We start from the raw sequence: 18,030 nt of genomic DNA, 5'->3' as shown, positions 1-18,030 counted from the left end.
CTTGTCGATAGCCGGGATATTTCGCGCCGCGTTTGTCGCCGTGCGGCAAACCAGACGCGCGCGCATGGTTGCCGGTGCGCTTGCCATCGCAGCGATCTCGGCCTGCACCACAGGCAGCGTGCTTTCGCTGGAACCGGCCGTCGATGTCGGCAGCCAGACATCAGCCGTTCCGAACTACGCGGGCATGCAGAGCCTCGTTCCCTCCAACCCGTACATGACCGCCGCCTATCCGCGCATGGACGAGCCGATGGCGCCGACCGAACAGATGCCAGCCAGCGAAATCGACTGCCGCAAGGAGTTGAAACGTCTGGGCGTCGTCTACACCGACCTTGCGCCGATCCACGAAGGCCAGTGCGGCATCGACTATCCGGTCAAGATCTCGGCCATCGGCAGCATCGGGATGAAGCCGGCCGCGACGCTGACCTGCGACATGGCCGCCACCTTCGCCGGCTGGACCAGGAATGAACTGGTTCCGTCCGCCCGCTGGCGTTATTTCTCCGGCGTCAGGACCATTCGCCAGGGCTCGAGCTATTCCTGCCGCAGGATCGCCGGCGAAGGCACGCTGTCGGAGCACGGCAAGGGCAACGCCCTCGACATCATGAGCATCGAACTCAGCAATGGCAACGACATCGACGTGCGCAAGCCCGGGCTGTTCGCCTTCCGCACGCGCGGCTTCCTCAACACTGTGCGTGCCGACGGCTGTCAGTATTTCACCACGGTGCTTGGTCCCGGCTACAATTACGACCACCGCAACCATTTTCATTTCGACATCAAAAACCGCAAGAACGGCTACCGCGCCTGCCGCTAGAGCATCGGACCCAAAAGTGGATACCGGTTTGGGATAACCCGATGCTCCAAACAACATGACACCGAGCGCATGCCCACTGCCCAAGGTCTGCGCCGCCGCGTAGAATGACGCCACATAAAGTGATGCCATATCACCGGGGTGGTACCTCGTGAGCCGACGAAGCCTTCGACGACGCGCAACGACCTGGCTGGTGGCGTTCTGTGCCGGCTATCTCGTGCTCGCCTATTTCGCCGCGCCGGAATTCTGGACCCTGCGGGACCGCAACTTCCGCACACAGCGCTTCGAGATGGTGACGCACACGCCGCAAGGCATTGCGGGCGATCCGATCAATGTCGGCCTCGTCGGTACCAAAAAAGAGCTGGTCCATGCCTTCGCGGTCGCCGGATGGGACACGGCCGACGCCATCACGCTGAAGACCGCGATCGAGATCGGCGAAAGCGTGCTGTTCGATCGGCCCTATCCCGACGCGCCGGTCAGCCGGTTGTTATTCGAAGGCCGTGCACAGGATCTGGCCTTCGAGAAGCCGGTCGGCGACAGTGCCGACCGCCGTCATCACGTCCGCTTCTGGCAGACCGACGCGACCGGAGACGATGGCCGGCCGCTCTGGCTGGGTTCGGCAAGCTTCGATCGCGGCGTTGGGCTCAGCCACGACACCGGCGCGATCACTCACCATATCGGTCCCGACATCGACGCCGAGCGCGATTTCCTGATCCGCGACCTGTCTGCCGCAGGCATGCTGATCTCGACCAGCGAGATACCAGGCATCGGTGCGACAAAGGCTGGGCGCAATGGCGGTGGCGACCCTTACTTCACCGACGGCAAGGCGGTGGTGGGCGTGCTCAGGCAGCTGCCGTAGGCGCGTCGCTGGCGATCCTTGGCCGGCCCGATCACGTCAGCGCGGTGCGGCTTCCGCTTTCGGCTGCTCTCTCGATCGCGGCGATGATGCGATGCACTGCGACCGCATCCTCGAAGCTCGGCGCCGAGCGGGTACCCTCGCGCAGATCCTGGGCCATCCTGGCATAAACGCGGGCGACGTTCCCCGGCTCCACATCCTCCGGCCAGCCGGAACGGTATGAGGCGGGGACCTCCAGCGGCCGGAACACCTTCTCCCCGTTCCGCGCGCCTTTGAGGGAAAGCTGCACCATCTGCGTGTGGCCGGAAGGACCCGATATCAGGATATCGCCTTCCGTGCCGTTGATCTCCCAGACCAGGCCGTCGTCATATCGAGCTGCCCCGCCTCGATAATGGATGGACAGGGGCGCGCCACTGGCGAGGACCCCGCTGACCAGCACCTGGTCAGGGGCGGACACGGGCAGCGTTTCCCCGGTATCGACGGCGAGCGCCGTGGGCCGCCGCGTGGCCAGCACCGCGGATACCTCCGCGACTTCGCCGAGCACATCCCTGAGCGCCGCCAGCGTGTGCCCCACCGGGATCGTCAGCATGGTGGCGCCGTTGGCGCGATCCAGCAGATAGGCGTAGATCTTCTTTTCGGAGATGGAGCCTCCCCAGCCGCCGCCCCGCGCTACCAGGGTGGTCGACAGCACCTCGCCGACGAACCCGTCGGCGATCAGATGTCGCAGATACTCAATTTCGGGAGCAACGCGCGCTTGGGTTCCGACCACGCCCAGGACGCCCTTGGCCCGGGCAAGCGCGGCGAGTTCCTCAGCCTCGGCCAACCCGTTGCCAAGCGGCCATTCGCAGTAGACGTGTTTGCCCGCGCCGATCGCCGCTTTCACGATCTCCAGGTGAGGAGGCACCTTCACCGTAACAGTGACGATGTCGATCTCCGGCGCCGCGATCAACTCGGCAACGCTGGCGAAGGCCCGCGGCAGTCCGGTCGCGCCGGCCGCCTTCTCGGCGCTGGCCAAGTTGGTGTTGGCGACGCCGACGATCTCGAAGCTCTCCGATAGTGCATTGAGCGCAGGAATATGGGCCCGTGCCGCCCAACTCCTGCCCGGTTGCAATCCGACAATACCGACCCTGAAGCGTTGTCCTGGCATGGTGTTCTCCTTCACGCAGCTTTGGCTTTGCCGTTAGGATCGCGAGACCGGCCGTTCCGGAATCCTGCCCGGACAGGCTTCGACCTGGACAGTCCGAATTCGCCCGTCTGCCAGGATCTGTTGATGCCGGACCTGCTGATATCGAGGCTCATCTCGTTCCGTGCTCCGCGTTTGGTGACTACGCCGGACATCTATGCGGTTTCGCTATGGAATAAAACTCTCCGGTAGTGCATATTTGGAAACAGATTGACGAGAAAAAATATACAAACGGAGAGCGGCGTTGGAACCAGCCGGCCTGCAAGGCATTCTCGCATTCGTTCAGGTGGTCGAGGCCGGCAGCTTCACCGATGCCGGCAGACGGCTGCATGTGACGAAATCGGCGGTCGGAAAATCGATCGCGCAATTGGAACAGCGACTGGGCGTTCGCCTGCTCAACCGCACGACCCGCAGCCTGAGCCCGACCAGTGAAGGCTTGGGCTATTATGAAGCCTGCGTCAGGGCACTGTCCGAAATCGAAGCCGCCCAGTCATTGCTTGCCGCACGCCGGCTGGTGCCTTCCGGCCGGCTTCGCGTCGACGTGCCCCTGGCCTTCGGCCGCAGATGCGTGGCACCCGTGCTCTTCGAGATATCCAAGCGGTTTTCGGATCTGACGATCGAAATCTCGTTCAACGACCGGCGCGTCGACCTGATCGAGGAAGGCATCGATCTGGCGGTCCGCATGGGCGACCTGGATGACAGCCTGTCGCTCGCCGCGCGCCGCATCTACGCCCAGCGCTCGGCCATCTGCGCGGCGCCCTCCTATCTCGAAAAACACGGCAGGCCGCGATCGGTTGATGATCTCGCAAACCACGGCGTCATCGGCTACGGCCGCGACGGCGTTGTCCGGCCCTGGACCGTAAAGCATGCCGACGGCCATGTTGGAAAATTCGTGCCAAGGGCGCGGCTTGTCCTCGGTCACGGCGAACCGATGCTGGATGCAGCCCTTGCCGGCTGCGGCATCGTCTTTCTGCCGACCTGGCTGGCGGCCGACAGCCTCAAGAGCGGCGAACTCGAGACGGTCCTGTCGGACTGTCTCGTCGAAGACATCGTGGTGCATGCCGTCTGGCCGGTGACACGCAGCCTGACGCCAAAGGTCCGTGTCGTCGTCGACGCCCTGATCGAGCATTTTTCGTCGCCGACATGGGACGCCGCATGAGATGGTTGCCCCCGCCGCCATGAAAAATGACGTCCATCTATTTTCGAAGACCTCGCCGCAATGCTATTGACCCCTCATGCTTTACGTTGAAATCGCTATCGTGGTCGTCCTCATCTGCGTGAACGGCCTTCTGGCAATGTCCGAGCTTGCCATTGTCTCCTCGCGGCCTGCCCGTCTCAAGGCAATGATCGACCGCAACGTCACGGGTGCCGGCCGTGCCTTGGCGCTCGGCTCCAATCCCGGCAAATTCCTGTCGTCGGTGCAGATCGGCATCACCCTGGTCGGTGTTTTATCAGGCGCGTTTTCCGGCGCCACGCTGGGCGAGCGGCTGTCTGTGTTCCTGGAATCGACGGGTGTGCGCGAAAGCCTTGCCGACCCGATCGGCGTCGGCATCGTCGTCGCCCTCATCACCTACTTCTCGCTGATCATCGGCGAACTGGTGCCCAAGCAGATCGCGCTGCGCGATCCCGAGCGCGTCGCCGCCAAAGTTGCTCCGGCGATGACCATCCTTGCCACCGTCTCGGCACCGCTGGTGTTCCTGCTCGACATCTCCGGCCGCGCCATGCTGTGGCTGCTCGGCCAGCGCGGTGAAAGCGAGGAGAAGGTCACCGACGAGGAGATCAAGATGCTGGTCGCCGAGGCCGAACATCACGGCACCATCGAATCGGACGAGCGGCGCATGATCGCCGGCGTCATGCGGCTCGGCGACCGAGCCGTCCGCGCGGTGATGACGCCGCGCACCGAGGTCGACTGGATCAACCTGCAGTCCGACGACGCGGCGACCCGCAAGCTCCTGATGGAGACGCAGCATTCGCGCCTCCCAGCCGGCGATGGCAGCGTCGACGCCATGATCGGCGTCGTCCAGACCCGCGACGTGCTGGCCGCGATGCTTGGCGGTCGCGCGCTCGACCCGCGCCGGCACGTGCGCGCCGCTCCCATCGTCCATGACCAGGCCGACGCGCTGGATGTCCTTTCGACACTCAAGGAATCCAACGTGCCGATGGCGCTGGTCCATGACGAATACGGCCATTTCGAAGGCATCGTCACCCCGGCGGATATACTGGAGGCCATCACCGGCGTCTTCCGGGCGGATCTCGACGCCGGCGACGAGGAGAACGCCGTCAAGCGCGAGGACGGCTCATGGCTGCTCGCCGGATACATGCAGGCCGACGAGATGGCAGACGTTCTCGGCATCGACCTGCCCGAGAACCGCGACTACGAGACCGTCGCCGGTTACGTGTTATCGCACATGCACCATCTGCCGGCGACCGGCGAATGCGTCGATGCGCAGGGCTGGCGCTTCGAGGTCGTCGACCTCGACGGCCGCCGTATCGACAAGCTCATCGCCACGCGCCTGCCCGGCGGCCATCGCGAAATCGTGCGGTAACAATCAACACGATTGTAGGCCTGTTCGAGTGTCAGCTCTGTGGCCGCATAGCGGACAGGCAGCTTCTAGTGTGAGATGTAAGTGAGCAGACATTCAGCTCGGCGCAGGCTCGGGCCTAATCTTGACTCGAGTCGACCTTCATCAACACATTTTGCTATCGGATAACCGACATTCGCGGCAACCAGCGCTGATGTCCCGTTGCGGACTTTCCATTGCGGACTTCCCATATCTCGCACGAAAGAGCTGGACTTGATTGAAACTCTACCGTTCGAGCAGATCAGCCACACGACCTAGCCTGCCAAATACCAGACATTGCGCCGTCGCTTCGGCATGGGAACGCGCGAGCCGGAGAAAATTCGGTGGTCGCGCAGCCGCATCATGCAGACCTATTGGATTTAGGACCCTAGAGGATCGATTCGCAGCAGTTTCTGCTTGCCGACCGAGAGTTAACGGAATGCATAAAGAGTATGCAAAGGTTCGAGGCAAAGGAATGCATATGGACGATCCGCTTAGATCCATGAATCGGCCCGGTCTTGGACGTGCAACGATGGGCTACCAGCCGGCCGAGAGTGACTTGCTGAGCGAAGTTCTGCGCGACTTGCGTCTTGCCCATGCTCGATATGGCCGCAGCGAATTGACGGCGCCCTGGGGCATCGCCGTGCCGTTCAGGGAGGGTGTACGTTTTCATGCGATGCTGGAAGGTCATTGCTGGATACAAGCCAAGAGCTTGCCGCCGCTGCTGCTCGAAAAGGGCGATGTGCTTCTTCTGCCCCATGGAACAGAGCACACCATGTCCGACCTGCCCAAACGGCGAGCCTTGCCGCTTGCGGATGTCAAACCGGCGTTGATTGGGAACGGAACTTACGAGTTGAAGTCTGGCGGCAGCGGTGCGCGATCGTTGATCGCATGCTGCACGATCGGCTTTGAGGGGCCGACGGCAAATCCGCTGCTGGAACTGCTGCCTCCGGTGATGCATATCCGTCATGCCGAGCACGGCGATACCGACCTACCAATCCTCGTTGCGATGATGGCGCGCGAGGCTGAAGGGCAAAGAATCGGCTCGGCAACGGTAATGGCGCGCCTCGCCGATATTGTCATGACGCAGGTAATCAGAACCTGGGTCGAGACGTGTTCCAACGATCTGACCGGTTGGCTGGCGGCCGTGCAGGATCCACAAATCGGGGCGGCGCTTGCAAGAATCCATCGCTCCCCCGGGGAAGACTGGCCAGTCGATCGCCTGGCGGCATTGTCTGGGCTGTCGCGATCGAGGTTTTCGCAGCGATTCAAGAGTCTATTATCCGTATCCCCCGCCCGCTATCTCCTGCAATGGAGGCTTAGGCTGGCGGAATCCTGGTTGCGGAACGGATATATGTCGCTGTCACAGGTCGCGTCGGAGTTGGGATATGAGTCCGATGCATCCTTCAGCAGGGCATTCAAACGCTTCATAGGCGTCTCGCCAGGTGCGGTCCGAGATTCCGGCCGCGGGTGAGCATAACAGAGACGACATCGGTCCTGCATATCGCCTGATCCGACCCACAGCCGATGTAATCGGCGCGACAAACGGCCAGACATTCAAGCGTTTCTGCCATAGCGGCGCCGCACCAGGATCTGCAAATTCCCAAATGCCGTAACCACTTCGACCGATTCGCGAGCCAGCAACGACCGTCGCGGTGGATTATCGAAGGAGCAATAGCCGGCACTCGCATGCGCCATGAACGCATGACGCGTGAATGCAGAATACCTCCTAGGCCGCTACCAGAAGGAGACTCATATGGCGTTGGTGTTGCCTGATCTTCCCCCACCAGCCACTGGCGAACACACGCCCTATTGCATTATCGCCAAGCATCGCGCCGCTCCTGGTCAAGGCGAAGCGCTCGTTACCCGGATGCTTGAGGATCTCGAAGCGACGAGATCAGAAACGGGCTGTCTACAGTTCCACATCCATCGTGATCGATCTGACCCTGATCTCATCGTCATCTACGAAGTCTGGCGCAGTATCGCTGCACTCAAAAGTCACTTCGGCGAGGCCTATGTCCAGAGGTTCGTCGCCGATGCCGGCGAATATGAGCCTGGCGACATGGAGACGCAGTGGCTCGAGATGCTGAGCCCATATGCCAGCGGCAGAGATCCGCGATGATCGGTGACGCGCAGCCTCTTCTGAATCAGCGCGTCGTGATCGTTGGCGGCACAAGTGGCATGGGTATGGGGGCGGCCCGGGCAGCCTCTCAAGCAGGCGCCGAGGTCATTGCGCTCGGGCGGCGCCCGTCGGCGAAATTGTCTGCAGAGCAAAGCGCCCACGGTTCGATCACGTTCCAGTCGCTGGACATGACCGATGATGCGGCGGTCGAGCAAGCGTTCGAAACACTGGGAGCGCTCGACCACCTTCTCATCACCGCAACTCCACCGAGTCCTGGAGGAACCTTCCTCTTCCAAACGATGGCCGACGCGCAGGCCGTTCTGTCTGGCAAGTTCCTGGGCAGTTGGTCTTGCGCGCGGCACGCGGCGCCCAAGATGCGGAAAGGCGGTTCGATCACATTCACTACTGGTGGCTTGGTGACCAGGCCTCGCATGGGCGCTTCGATGATGATGGTCGCGTTCGCTGCTCTGGAGGCGCTGACACGAGCCCTTGCGCTCGAACTCGGTCCGATCCGCGTCAACACAATCCGTCCAGGCGTCATAGACAGTGAGATGTGGGCCGGCATGCCGCAAACCAAGCGCGAGGCGTTTTTCGCGTTGGTACGCGAGCGCTTCCCAGCGGGTCGGGTTGGAAAGGTCGACGATATCGGCAAGGCCGCACTTTTCCTGATGACTAATGATTTCGTGACCGGCGCTATTCTAGAAGTGTCAGGAGGCGAAACACTGGTCAGCATCGAATGATCTAACAGATTAAGTCTCAAGGGTTAAGAGATCAGTATCCATCGGATTCATGCGGCAAGTTCACAACGGTGACCATCAATCAAGCGCGTTACTGACATTTCAAATAAACAAATGGACCGCAGATGAAAAGAATCATTGAGACACTACACGTTGCCCTATTTGTCGTTGCGTTCGCCCTGCCCGTTCCTTTCGGCGCATTGGCTCAAGATGGCTCGGCCGCGGCCGCGCCCCCGACGCAGTCCGAGTTGCCGAAATGGCCTAGTCGCGGATTGCCGGGTCAGGCGCATGAGGTTTTGGCGCCACTAGTTGGCACCTGGCGGGTCCAGTTGAGCTTCTACGGCACGCTCGGCCGCAGCCCCGATCAGCCGCCGCTCGTGACGGACGATCTCATGAGCCGTCGGCAGTGGTTGGCAGGCGAGCGTTATATCGAAGATGCGATGGAGGGGACGCTGGACGGAGCGCCAATCTGGCGCAAAGGCTGGCTCGGCTACAGCATCATGGACGACCGATAGGAGTGGATCACGATCGATCCTGTCAATACAACCATGATGTACTACAAAGGCGCCGCCGGATCGGGAAATCAAAGGCCGATCAGCATGTCGGGGGCCTTCACCGACCAAGGCGTCGCGGGCGAAGACACGGTCGGTAAGTCGGTCGGCATGCGCACAGTAATCAAAATCGAGAACAACGATCGCCATGTCTTTGAGCTCTATTTCACACGTCCCGGACAGCAAGAGGCCTTGGCCACGCGCGGCGTCTATACACGGCTGAAAGAGTGAGCGTCCGCTCGAGGGCGGCCCGGCGTCTCATTAGCTCGCTCGGTGCTTGACGGCGCCGGGTCTGAACCATGGAGCCGAGAGTTTGTATGCAGATAGCGGCAAAATACCCGCAAGGCCAATAATTGTCGAACCGGCAGCAATGTCCAGGTTCACGTCCTGAACCCCTGATTTAGAATGTGTGAGCGGGGGGTTCACCAACATCTAAACTCAGGATGCATCATGCCTAGGACTGTTCGCTATTTGACCCATCCGCAGGTTCGGATCGAGCCCGAGAAGACCGTGCCAAACTGGTCGCTGAACGAGATCGGCGCGGGGCGGGTCGTCGCCTTGGCATCGCGTCCTGGATTGCTCGCCCTGACACGGCGGGTAGTTTGTAGCAACGAAACCAAGGCGATCGAGACCGCGCAACCGATTGCAAATGCTCTCGGCGTTGATCTGGAAATGCGCCCTCGCATGCACGAGAATGACCGCAGCGCGACCGGCTTCCTCCCTCCAGAAGAATTCGAGAACACCGCAGATGCCTTCTTTGCCAACCCGTCGCAAAGCGTTCGCGGCTGGGAGACGGCTCAGGATGCGCAGCGCAGGATTGTGGAAGAGGTCGAGACCTGCCTCTCCAGCCCGGGGGTAGGCGATGTGCTGTTCGTCGGGCATGGCGGCATCGGCACGCTCTTGTTTTGTGCCTTATCGGGCTTTGCCATTGATCGCCGGTTCGACCAGGGACCGGGCGGTGGCGGGTGCTGGTTTGAGTTTGAAATTGAGAAGCGCAAACCGTTGGGCGGCTGGCAGCCAATGGAGGTACTGTCGAGGATTCCTAGCCCCTGATATCGCGTCCAGTGGCTGACTTCCGCCCAGATATGCCGCCATCGAGGAGACCAGACCAATGCCAATCATCACCGTCCGATACGCAACAAGCCACGAGGTGAGACCCGAGGACGTGGCCAGTGCGGCGTCGGCAGCATCCACCAGCTTTTTGCGCAAGCGCGCTGACCTGACAGCCGTCATCGCCGAGCCCGTAGATCAATCTCGGTGGTTCATTGCTGGCAAAAGCCTTGCAGAGCACGCGCTGGCGAGCTTCTGGCTAGAGATCCGGATCGTTGAAGGCACCAGCACCAAAGAAGAGCGGGAGCGCTTCATAACCGGCATTTTCGAGGCGATGGGCCAACTACTGGGACCCCTCCATCACGAAAGTTACGTGCATGTCCATGAGGTCAGGGCCGATGCCTATGGTTTCGGCGGCCGCACGCAGGAGCGGCGCTTCATCGAGGCGCGACCGCTCCCTGCAGTCCCTGGGGCGGACTGATGGTGTCTCCGGCGCCATTTAAACGGAATTGCCAAGTTGATGCACACTCTTTGAACATCTGCACAATCGCGTAGGCCTGTGTCGACGGCTCTGTCGCTCAGGATGCGCCATCGGCGGCATGCTCACCGCAGGAGATATATGCAATGGCCGACACGACAACACCCCATACCGCGCTTCTCACGGCCCTCGCGACAGAGCATTTCGTGCAGCAATCGGCGATCAGCGCAACCATCAGCGAAATGGCGTCGCGAACGACCATCTACATCATGTCTCTATCGAGCGCTCTAGTGGCGACGGGCTTTGTCGCGCAGTCGCCTGAATTCCTTCAGCCGTTTCTCCTAGCCGTGCTGCCATCGCTCTTTTTGCTGGGTAGCTTCACCGTCCTAAGGTTGATCGATATAGCCGCCGAGAACATGCAGGCCCATATCGGCATCGCCCGGATCAGAGCCTACTATCGAACGCTGGGGGACGATGCTGCTTTTCAGTTTTCCAAAGAGTTCGGCCGCTGGCCAGAAAACGACGCCGAACCGTCGCTGCGTTCCGGGCCGCTCCTGGCGCATCTCACCACAGCCGCGACGATGATCGCTTTCGTAAATGGCATTGTCGCGGCGGCGGGCGTGACCCTTCTAGCACTATATATCGGATCAGCGTTGGCGCCTGCACTGTGCCTTGGTGCCGGCACAACAACCGGCTTGATGATACTTTTCTATTGGTACCAACGCCTTCGAACGAAAGGCATGGTCCGTCTCGCCAAAGCTTATGGCCCTGAAAAGAGCGTTCTTTGAGCGGGAGGTCAATGCAGTATTGGCGCAACCACGACTTCCAGCGCGGTGACCGGCGCTGTCTGCTTCCAGGAATCCGCAAAGCTGATCTTTACGGCCGACATAGACAAATTCCAACGTGTGGCAATTTAATTGACTACGATACTAAGGTATCAACACGACCTTGCCGGTCGAGCGGCGCTTGTCCAGAACCCGGTGTGCTTCGCTGGCCTGGTCGAGCGCGAAGCGGCTGCCTGTCGTCACCAAAAGCTCTCCGCTGGCGGCTAGATGGAAAAGCTCTGACAGGCTACCGCGGAGCACGTCTGGAGAAAGCAGCGGCAGCAGGGCAAACCCTCTCAGCGATTGGTTTCGATTGATCATCGCCTCCAGATCGGAGGCGCCGAGCGCGTATCTGCCCAGGGCGGCAAACACCAGTTCGCCGCAAGGCGCAAGCGCGGCGAGCGCTGCCGCCGTCATCGAGCCGCCGACAGTATCGTAGACGATATCGACGCCAGCGCCGCCTGTTGCTTCCCGGACCCGCGCTACCCAATCCACACTGGAATAGTCGATGCCCGCATCGGCTCCAAGCGACAGGGCAAGATCGAGCTTGGCCCGGCTGCCGGCGGCAGCGATCACTGCGCCGGCGCCTTGGCGCTTGGCCAGTTGGACCAGCAACGAGCCAACACCGCCGGCGGCGGCAAGGACCAGCACCGACTTGCCCTTTGGCGGGCTTTGCCGCAGCAGATGGAAGGCCGTCAGTCCCTGCACCATCAAGGCCGTCGCGGCTTCGAATGAGAGCGTGTCCGGCAGAGGCACGGCCAGCTTTGCGTCGATCGTCACATAGTCGGCATAGCCGCCAAAGGGACGCGTTGAAGCGAACAGCGGCGCCGCGACGCGTCTCCCGGTCAGCGACGTGTCCACTCCTTGCCCGACCGCCTCCACGATCCCGGCAGCCTCGACGCCGAGGACCATCGGCAAGTCCGGTGTCACCGCGTAGCGATCCGCGCGCATCAGCACTTCGAAGAAATTCACTCCGGCTGCATGAACGCGGATCAGCACCTCGCCTGGTTGCGGCTCAGGCTTCGGCATTTCGACGACGTCGAGGACGTCGGGAGCGCCGAAACGATTCAGTTGAATGGTTCTCATGGCATGCACCCATCGCTATGGCATCGGCTGCTGTTTGCCACTATCTGCCTGATCGCGACTACACACTCATTTGTCCGCTGCTGACCAGAAGGTGACCATGGCCAAGCTGACCAAGAAGCTGCCAACCAAAAGACTGCCGATGCTGCCGGCGGAACGCGCCCTGAAGGTGATCTCGGGTCGATGGAAGGCTGTCATTCTCTACCATCTCTTCGACGGCCCCCGGCGGCTGTCGGTGCTGAAGACGCTGGTGCCCAACATCACGCAGAAAGTGCTGATCCAGCAGCTTCGCGAAATGGAAGGACACGGCCTTATCAGACGCGAGATCTTTGCCGAGATTCCCTCACGCGTCGAATATTCGGCGACGCGCCTCGGCCTCAGCCTCGAGCCTATCCTTCTGGCGCTCTGTGAGTGGGGCCAGCACCACGCAGATGAGCTAAATGAGGTGGACCGCCTTGCCGACTGCATCATCAGGCCACGGCAGGCGCGGCAGCCAGCCATCGCTTGAATCAAAAAGGGGCGGCGCAAGCGCCGCCCCGGATCCTTGGGAGGATTGTTCCGGTCTGCGGTTCAGGCCGCCTTGACTTCCTCGGTGACGGCGTCGGCCTGGCGCGCCGCCTTCAGGACCTTGGCCCACCAGGCAACGTCGTTGACGAGCGCGGTGGCGGCCTGATTCAGATGCTCTAGTTCCTCGAGCTTCTTGTCACCTTGCCGGACAGCAAGGAAATCGCCCCACGCAATGTGGACGGCGGACTTGACCGGCGCCATCTGCAATTCCACGGCATACAATCTGAGCTGCTCGACTGCGCGCGAGCCACCGACGCTGCCATAACCGACGAAACCGGCAGGCTTCTTGTTCCATTCATTGGCAGCGTAGTCGATGGCGTTCTTCAGCACGGCAGTCGGGCCATGATTGTATTCGGCGGCGGTGAAGATGAAACCGTCGAATTCCGCAACCTTCTTCTGCCAGCGCTGCGCCACTTCATTCTGCGACGGCGCCCAGGCGGACGATGCGACCTCGTCGAAGAACGGCAGCGGGAAGTCGCGCAGGTCGACTACTTCCACGTCGATGTCGGCATGCGACTTGGCGATCTTGGCGATCCACTGGGTCGGAACGTCGGCAAATCGTGCGGCGCGGGTCGAACCGACGACAATGGCGATTTTGGGCTTGGACATAGAGGGGCTCTCCTTTAGGCAAATTTCTGGTATCGTTTAGATACCTGAGCTATATGAGTGACCGAGCAGATGACGCGCAAGGAGGCACCTTTTTGTTACCAAGGCACCCGCACCGCACCGAGGACTGCCGCGCCATCTCGGAAATCCTGCAGCGCGTCGGCGACAAATGGACCGTGCTGGTCGTCGGCAAGCTCGGTGACGGGCCGCTGCGCTTCAACGAGCTGCGCAGCGCCGTTGGCGGTATTTCGCAGAAGATGCTGACCACCACCTTGCGCGGGCTGGAGCGCGACGGCTTCGTCACCCGGACCGTGTTTCCAACCATTCCGCCGCGCGTCGATTATGAGCTGACCGATCTTGGCTACGAGCTTCTTGTGCCGGTCGGTGCGCTCGGCGAATGGGCGCGCAAGAACACCGAGCGTGTCAAGGCCGCGCGGGCGAGGTTCGATGGGATTCATGCCTGAAACTCTTGCGCTGCAAGGGTTTGCGCGCGGCGCGTAGCGCAGACGAATTCTTCGGCTGCATCTGCATTCCGGCCCGCAGACGGCTTTCGGTGCGTTTCGACTTCGGGCCCGATTGACCACCCTGCATGGCGCAGGCCGCCTCTTTGCCGTCACCGCGCCGGTGTCCCACGTCGTTGCAACGCGGATTCCGCTCCTGATCACTTGCCGCTTGAGAGTGTGGTTTTCGGAGGCGCCACTGGCTTCGGCCTCGTCTCGTTTGATCTCGGTTCAGGCGGTTGCGGCGAACAGGCCGAACAAGGCTGCAAGCGCCTGCCAATGCGCCGTTCAGCAATCGTTGACGCATTGTCTTTTCCCCCATGCCCTGCCGGACATGGTCACGGAAACGTGCGAACGCGAAGCATCACACAGCATCGCTATTCGCATCTCTTTGCGGGAGGCTGGCAGCGGCGGTGCCGTTGACTTCCAGCTGACTACATCCAGCCGATCAGCCTTCCGCCGGAACCGCCTTCGGCTTGCCTTCGCCGTCCAGCGCCACCATGACGAAATCGGCATGGGTGACCTTCTCCATCAGGTCGGAGAGGTAGCGCTGCGCCCATGCCTCGACCTTGAGCGTCATCGAGGTACGGCCGACGCGCTCGACATGCGTATAGATGCACAGCGTGTCGCCGATCTTCATCGCTTTGGCGAACGACATTTCCTTCACCGCTGCCGTCACCACGCGGCCCTTGGCGCGCTCGGCGGCGCGGATGCCGCAGGCAAGGTCCATCTGCGCCATCACCCAGCCGCCGAAGATATCGCCCGCCGCATTGGCGTCCGAAGGCATGGCCAACGTCCTGAGCGTCAGATCGCCGATCGGCCGTCCATCCGCATAATGCACCATGCGCCAAATTTCCTCGATATCGATCTTCTCCCGATCCCGTATCGGGATGGCAACGGTGCGTCAACGCGCCGCCAGCCGGCAATGTCGCAGTTTGAAGCTCGGCTATTGGCGTCCGTTGCCAATGAGCGCGTAGCGGATGGAGCCGACCGCGGGAGGTCTCGGCGCTTGTGCCACCGGATTCGCGCGTCGCCCGCCAGGATGATTTCCGTGATTGTTTCAAGTGGTGAACGCCGGTTGTCGGGGAGCACCATCGGTGGTTACCTTGATGGCAATTTGGGAGGACAGCCTCATGCCGGCAAGCGGGCGAAACGATGAGATTGGAGGAGACGATGCCAGGCGTTGAAGCCGCGATTAGGGATCTGCTGGAGCGTCGATCGGCCGCCATGGGCGCCAAAGACATCGAGTGGCTTATGTCCCTTTACTCCAACGACATAGTCTATTTCGACCTCGTACCGCCGCTTCGCTATGTGGGATCCAACGCCCTTCGCGAGCGGTTCTTAGATTGGTTTCCCCGCTGGTCTGGTCCGATTGGCCAGGAGCTTGGCCAACTGGATGTTGCGGCCGGCGACGCGGTTGCCGCCGCATGGATGCTTATCCGAGCGCATGGCGCCCTGAAAACAGGCGCGAATGTCGGCTACTGGGTGCGCGTGAGCAATGCATTTCGTCGATCTGGAGACAGATGGACGATCACGCACGAGCATGTTTCCCTCCCCGTCGACATGCGGAGCAGGACAGCAGTCTTGGACTTGACCCCATAGTATCGCTGGGAAGCTCAGTGACGCCGGACGCATGCGCCGTCTAGGGTAGAGCCTGAATTCCGAAGCCGCCCGCGTCCATCATGCAGACCTGTGGTTTCATCGTGAAGCATCTGACATGAAGCTTACCTTTCACCCTCTGACATCAGATCTATGGCCCGCGCTCGAGGACCTGTTCGGTGAGAGCGCCGTCTGCAGTCGCTGTTGGTGTATGTATGGGCGTATCGGCAGTTCTTATCGAAAGCGACCAGGTGAGGAAAACAAGGCCGCGTTCCGGCAATCCGTGGAGAATGGTCCCTCCCCAGGCATACTTGCTTTCGACGGCGATACCGCCGTCGGCTGGTGCCAGGTGACACCGCGAGATGCCGTGCCTTGGCTCGATCGGCTGTGGCAGCTCAGGCGGGTGGATGATGCGCCGGTCTGGTCCTTGTCCTGCCTCTACGTGCGAAAAAGGTACCGCCGGCAGGGCGTCACGTCACACCTGATCGCAGCGGCGCTGGAAGCTGCAAGGCGTGCGAATGCCCCTGCGCTCGAAGCCTATCCTTTTGATGCCGATGTATCGCCGAGCGCCTCCGGCTGTGGATACGCCTCCACCTTCGCTCGCGCCGGGTTCAGGGTCGTCGCCCGCAGGGTGCCAGCCCGCCCGATCATGCGTTATGATCTCAAGCAAAATGCTTGATGATGGGGTGCGATGCTTGGACCGCTTGCCCACGAGGCAAAGGCCGCTTCGGCCAGGACCCCGAAGGCAAACGATGTGCCGGTCGCTTTTTTCACAGGCGATGCCGGAAGCTCCGGTGATCGCGGCGGCTTGCGGCGTCTAGGTTGAGCAAAAATCCGGAGCCGTCGCGCATCCATCATGCAGACCTATGATTTCATCGTCGTCGGCTCCGGCTCGGCCGGCTCGGTTCTGGCCGAAAGACTATCGGCCTCGGGCCGCTTCTCGGTGTTGGTGCTCGAGGCCGGCGGCACCGACCGCCGTTTCTACGTGCAGATGCCGCTCGGCTACGGCAAGACCTTCTTCGACCCGGCCGTCAACTGGAACTACAAGGCCGAGCCGGACCTCGGCCTCGCCGGCAATGTCGATCACTGGCCGCGCGGCAGGCTGCTCGGCGGCTCGAGCTCGATCAACGCCATGGTCTGGATCCGGGGCGCGCGCGAGGATTTCGACGCTTGGGCAGCGGCCGGCAATCCCGGCTGGGGCTTCGACGACCTGCTGCCTGCCTTCAAGGCGCTCGAGGACAATCAGGCCGGCGCCAACCAGTGGCGGGGTGTCGGCGGTCCGTTGCACATCACCGATTGCTCTAGGGCTGTCCACCCGCTGACCAAGCGCTACCTCGCGGCTGCCAGCCAAGCCGGCCTGCCGTTCAACCCGGATTTCAACGGCGCGTCACAGGAAGGCGTCGGCATTTATCAGATCACCACCAGGAACGGCCGCCGTATGTCGGCCGCCCGCGCCTTCCTGCACCCCGCCATGAAGCGCAAAAATGTCCGCGTCGAGATCAACGCGCTAGTGACCAGGATCCTGTTCGAGGGCAAGCGCGCCGTTGGTATCGAATATCTCCAGAACGGCGAAACGAAGACCGCGCGCGCCGGCCGCGAGGTGATCCTGTCAGGCGGCTCGATCAATTCGCCTCAATTGCTGCAGCTTTCCGGGGTCGGTCCCTCGTCGCTCCTTGGCCCGCTCGGCATTCCCGTCGTCCATGCCAATGAGAATGTCGGGGCGAACCTGCAGGACCATGTCGGCATCAACTACACCTTCAAGGGCAGGCTGCCGACGCTCAACCAGATCCTGCGCCCTTGGTGGGGCAAGCTCATGGTCGGCATGCAATACATCCTCATGCGCTCCGGCCCGCTGTCGCTGTCGATGAACAATGCCGGCGGCTTCTTCCGCACCGACCCGGCGGCGGCACGGCCCAACATGCAGCTCTACTTCCAGGCGTTCTCGACCGTCATCCCGAAGAGCGGTGAGCGCCCTATCCTGACGCCCGACCCGTGGCCGGGCTTTTCCATCGGCCTGTCCAACTGCCGACCGTCGAGCCGTGGCGAGATCATGATCCGCTCCAGCAATCCGCGTGACTATCCGAAGATCGTCGCCAACGCCTATTCGACCGAGGCGGACGTGGCCGAAATGCTAGCGGCAGTGAAGTTCGTGAGGAAGATCGCCTCCATGCCGGCGATGGCCGACATCATCAAGGAAGAGGTGTTGCCGGGCCCGTCAATTACCTCCGACGCGGATTTGATCGAGGATTTCAGGAAGCGCTCCGGCACCGTCTACCACCCGGTCTCGACCTGCCGCATGGGGCCGGACGCTGCCCAAGCCGTCGTCGACCCGCGCCTGCGGGTTCACGGCCTCGCTGGCTTGCGCGTCGTCGACGCCTCGATCTTTCCCGATAACATCACCGGCAACACCAACGCCGCCTCGATCATGACCGGATGGACGGGCGCCGAATTGGTTCTGGAGGATCAAAAAGGAAAATCACCGACGTCAGATCCTGGGTCGTCGGCAAT

General features: G+C 61.7%; 19 protein-coding genes and 1 pseudogene. 16 read left to right on the top strand and 4 right to left on the bottom strand.

Going from position 1 to position 18,030, the window contains the following annotated elements:
- Positions 1 to 7: 7 nt before the first annotated feature.
- The gene (locus EOC93_RS26915; protein WP_095488888.1) at positions 8 to 808 is read left to right on the top strand and encodes an extensin family protein; all 801 of its coding nucleotides are present in this window, start codon (positions 8 to 10) and stop codon (positions 806 to 808) included.
- A 148-nt stretch (positions 809 to 956) separates the two neighbouring features.
- Complete coding sequence (locus EOC93_RS26910; RefSeq protein WP_095488887.1) at positions 957 to 1,664, top strand: LssY C-terminal domain-containing protein; 708 nt, start codon at positions 957 to 959, stop codon at positions 1,662 to 1,664.
- Positions 1,665 to 1,695: 31 nt separating this feature from the next.
- Here the strand turns inward: EOC93_RS26910 and EOC93_RS26905 are convergent, their stop codons facing one another.
- Positions 1,696 to 2,808 (bottom strand): Gfo/Idh/MocA family oxidoreductase, encoded by a 1,113-nt coding sequence (locus EOC93_RS26905; protein ID WP_095489219.1) that lies wholly within the window; start codon positions 2,806 to 2,808, stop codon positions 1,696 to 1,698.
- 280 nt (positions 2,809 to 3,088) lie between these two features.
- Between EOC93_RS26905 and EOC93_RS26900 the strand changes: the two genes are divergently transcribed.
- From EOC93_RS26900 to EOC93_RS26855, 9 genes and pseudogenes are all read left to right on the top strand, one after another.
- Positions 3,089 to 4,003, top strand: a complete 915-nt coding sequence (locus tag EOC93_RS26900) for a LysR family transcriptional regulator (RefSeq protein WP_095488886.1) — start codon at positions 3,089 to 3,091, stop codon at positions 4,001 to 4,003.
- 76 nt (positions 4,004 to 4,079) lie between these two features.
- Positions 4,080 to 5,390: a hemolysin family protein gene (locus EOC93_RS26895; RefSeq protein ID WP_095488885.1), complete on the top strand. Its 1,311-nt coding sequence runs from the start codon at positions 4,080 to 4,082 to the stop codon at positions 5,388 to 5,390.
- A 496-nt stretch (positions 5,391 to 5,886) separates the two neighbouring features.
- A complete protein-coding gene (locus tag EOC93_RS26890; protein WP_206073023.1) occupies positions 5,887 to 6,879 on the top strand; it encodes an AraC family transcriptional regulator in 993 nt (330 codons plus the stop codon).
- Between the two features lie 282 nt (positions 6,880 to 7,161).
- Positions 7,162 to 7,527, top strand: coding sequence for a putative quinol monooxygenase (locus tag EOC93_RS26885; RefSeq protein WP_126105307.1), 366 nt, complete (start codon positions 7,162 to 7,164; stop codon positions 7,525 to 7,527).
- Positions 7,524 to 8,267 carry an SDR family oxidoreductase gene (locus EOC93_RS26880; protein WP_095488883.1) on the top strand — a complete coding sequence of 248 codons (744 nt, stop codon included), beginning with the start codon at positions 7,524 to 7,526 and terminating at the stop codon, positions 8,265 to 8,267. Before EOC93_RS26885 ends, EOC93_RS26880 begins: the two co-directional genes overlap by 4 nt.
- 122 nt (positions 8,268 to 8,389) lie before the next feature.
- Positions 8,390 to 9,046 (top strand): annotated as a pseudogene (locus EOC93_RS35005) (DUF1579 family protein).
- Between the two features lie 219 nt (positions 9,047 to 9,265).
- On the top strand, positions 9,266 to 9,868 hold the full coding sequence (locus tag EOC93_RS26865) for a histidine phosphatase family protein (RefSeq protein WP_095488881.1): 603 nt from the start codon (positions 9,266 to 9,268) through the stop codon (positions 9,866 to 9,868).
- A 58-nt stretch (positions 9,869 to 9,926) separates the two neighbouring features.
- Positions 9,927 to 10,346 (top strand): tautomerase family protein, encoded by a 420-nt coding sequence (locus EOC93_RS26860; protein ID WP_095488880.1) that lies wholly within the window; start codon positions 9,927 to 9,929, stop codon positions 10,344 to 10,346.
- Positions 10,347 to 10,489: 143 nt separating this feature from the next.
- Positions 10,490 to 11,131 (top strand): hypothetical protein, encoded by a 642-nt coding sequence (locus tag EOC93_RS26855; RefSeq protein WP_095488879.1) that lies wholly within the window; start codon positions 10,490 to 10,492, stop codon positions 11,129 to 11,131.
- Between the two features lie 141 nt (positions 11,132 to 11,272).
- On the opposite strand, the gene EOC93_RS26850 is transcribed toward EOC93_RS26855, so the two are convergent.
- Complete coding sequence (locus EOC93_RS26850) at positions 11,273 to 12,253, bottom strand: zinc-binding dehydrogenase (protein WP_095488878.1); 981 nt, start codon at positions 12,251 to 12,253, stop codon at positions 11,273 to 11,275.
- A gap of 97 nt (positions 12,254 to 12,350) precedes the next feature.
- Between EOC93_RS26850 and EOC93_RS26845 the strand changes: the two genes are divergently transcribed.
- On the top strand, positions 12,351 to 12,758 hold the full coding sequence (locus tag EOC93_RS26845) for a helix-turn-helix domain-containing protein (protein WP_127206139.1): 408 nt from the start codon (positions 12,351 to 12,353) through the stop codon (positions 12,756 to 12,758).
- Between the two features lie 62 nt (positions 12,759 to 12,820).
- Here the strand turns inward: EOC93_RS26845 and EOC93_RS26840 are convergent, their stop codons facing one another.
- Positions 12,821 to 13,426 carry an NADPH-dependent FMN reductase gene (locus EOC93_RS26840; protein WP_095488877.1) on the bottom strand — a complete coding sequence of 202 codons (606 nt, stop codon included), beginning with the start codon at positions 13,424 to 13,426 and terminating at the stop codon, positions 12,821 to 12,823.
- A 92-nt stretch (positions 13,427 to 13,518) separates the two neighbouring features.
- Between EOC93_RS26840 and EOC93_RS26835 the strand changes: the two genes are divergently transcribed.
- Positions 13,519 to 13,887, top strand: a complete 369-nt coding sequence (locus tag EOC93_RS26835) for a helix-turn-helix domain-containing protein (RefSeq protein WP_029350030.1) — start codon at positions 13,519 to 13,521, stop codon at positions 13,885 to 13,887.
- A gap of 484 nt (positions 13,888 to 14,371) precedes the next feature.
- On the opposite strand, the gene EOC93_RS26825 is transcribed toward EOC93_RS26835, so the two are convergent.
- Entirely contained in the window at positions 14,372 to 14,767 is a 396-nt protein-coding gene (locus tag EOC93_RS26825; protein WP_023761257.1) for an acyl-CoA thioesterase, read from the bottom strand.
- A gap of 329 nt (positions 14,768 to 15,096) precedes the next feature.
- Between EOC93_RS26825 and EOC93_RS26820 the strand changes: the two genes are divergently transcribed.
- The 3 genes from EOC93_RS26820 to EOC93_RS26810 form a co-directional block, all read left to right on the top strand.
- Positions 15,097 to 15,525 carry a nuclear transport factor 2 family protein gene (locus tag EOC93_RS26820; RefSeq protein WP_164759289.1) on the top strand — a complete coding sequence of 143 codons (429 nt, stop codon included), beginning with the start codon at positions 15,097 to 15,099 and terminating at the stop codon, positions 15,523 to 15,525.
- Between the two features lie 115 nt (positions 15,526 to 15,640).
- On the top strand, positions 15,641 to 16,201 hold the full coding sequence (locus tag EOC93_RS26815) for a GNAT family N-acetyltransferase (RefSeq protein ID WP_206532278.1): 561 nt from the start codon (positions 15,641 to 15,643) through the stop codon (positions 16,199 to 16,201).
- A 177-nt stretch (positions 16,202 to 16,378) separates the two neighbouring features.
- A partial coding sequence (locus EOC93_RS26810) for a GMC family oxidoreductase N-terminal domain-containing protein (protein ID WP_127206137.1) occupies positions 16,379 to 18,030 on the top strand: 1,652 nt, incomplete at its 3' end.

The sequence above is a fragment of the Mesorhizobium sp. M6A.T.Ce.TU.002.03.1.1 genome (assembly GCF_003997275.1).
In the GTDB taxonomy this organism is placed as follows: domain Bacteria; phylum Pseudomonadota; class Alphaproteobacteria; order Rhizobiales; family Rhizobiaceae; genus Mesorhizobium; species Mesorhizobium mediterraneum.
This window is presented reverse-complemented; position numbering and strand designations above follow the sequence as displayed.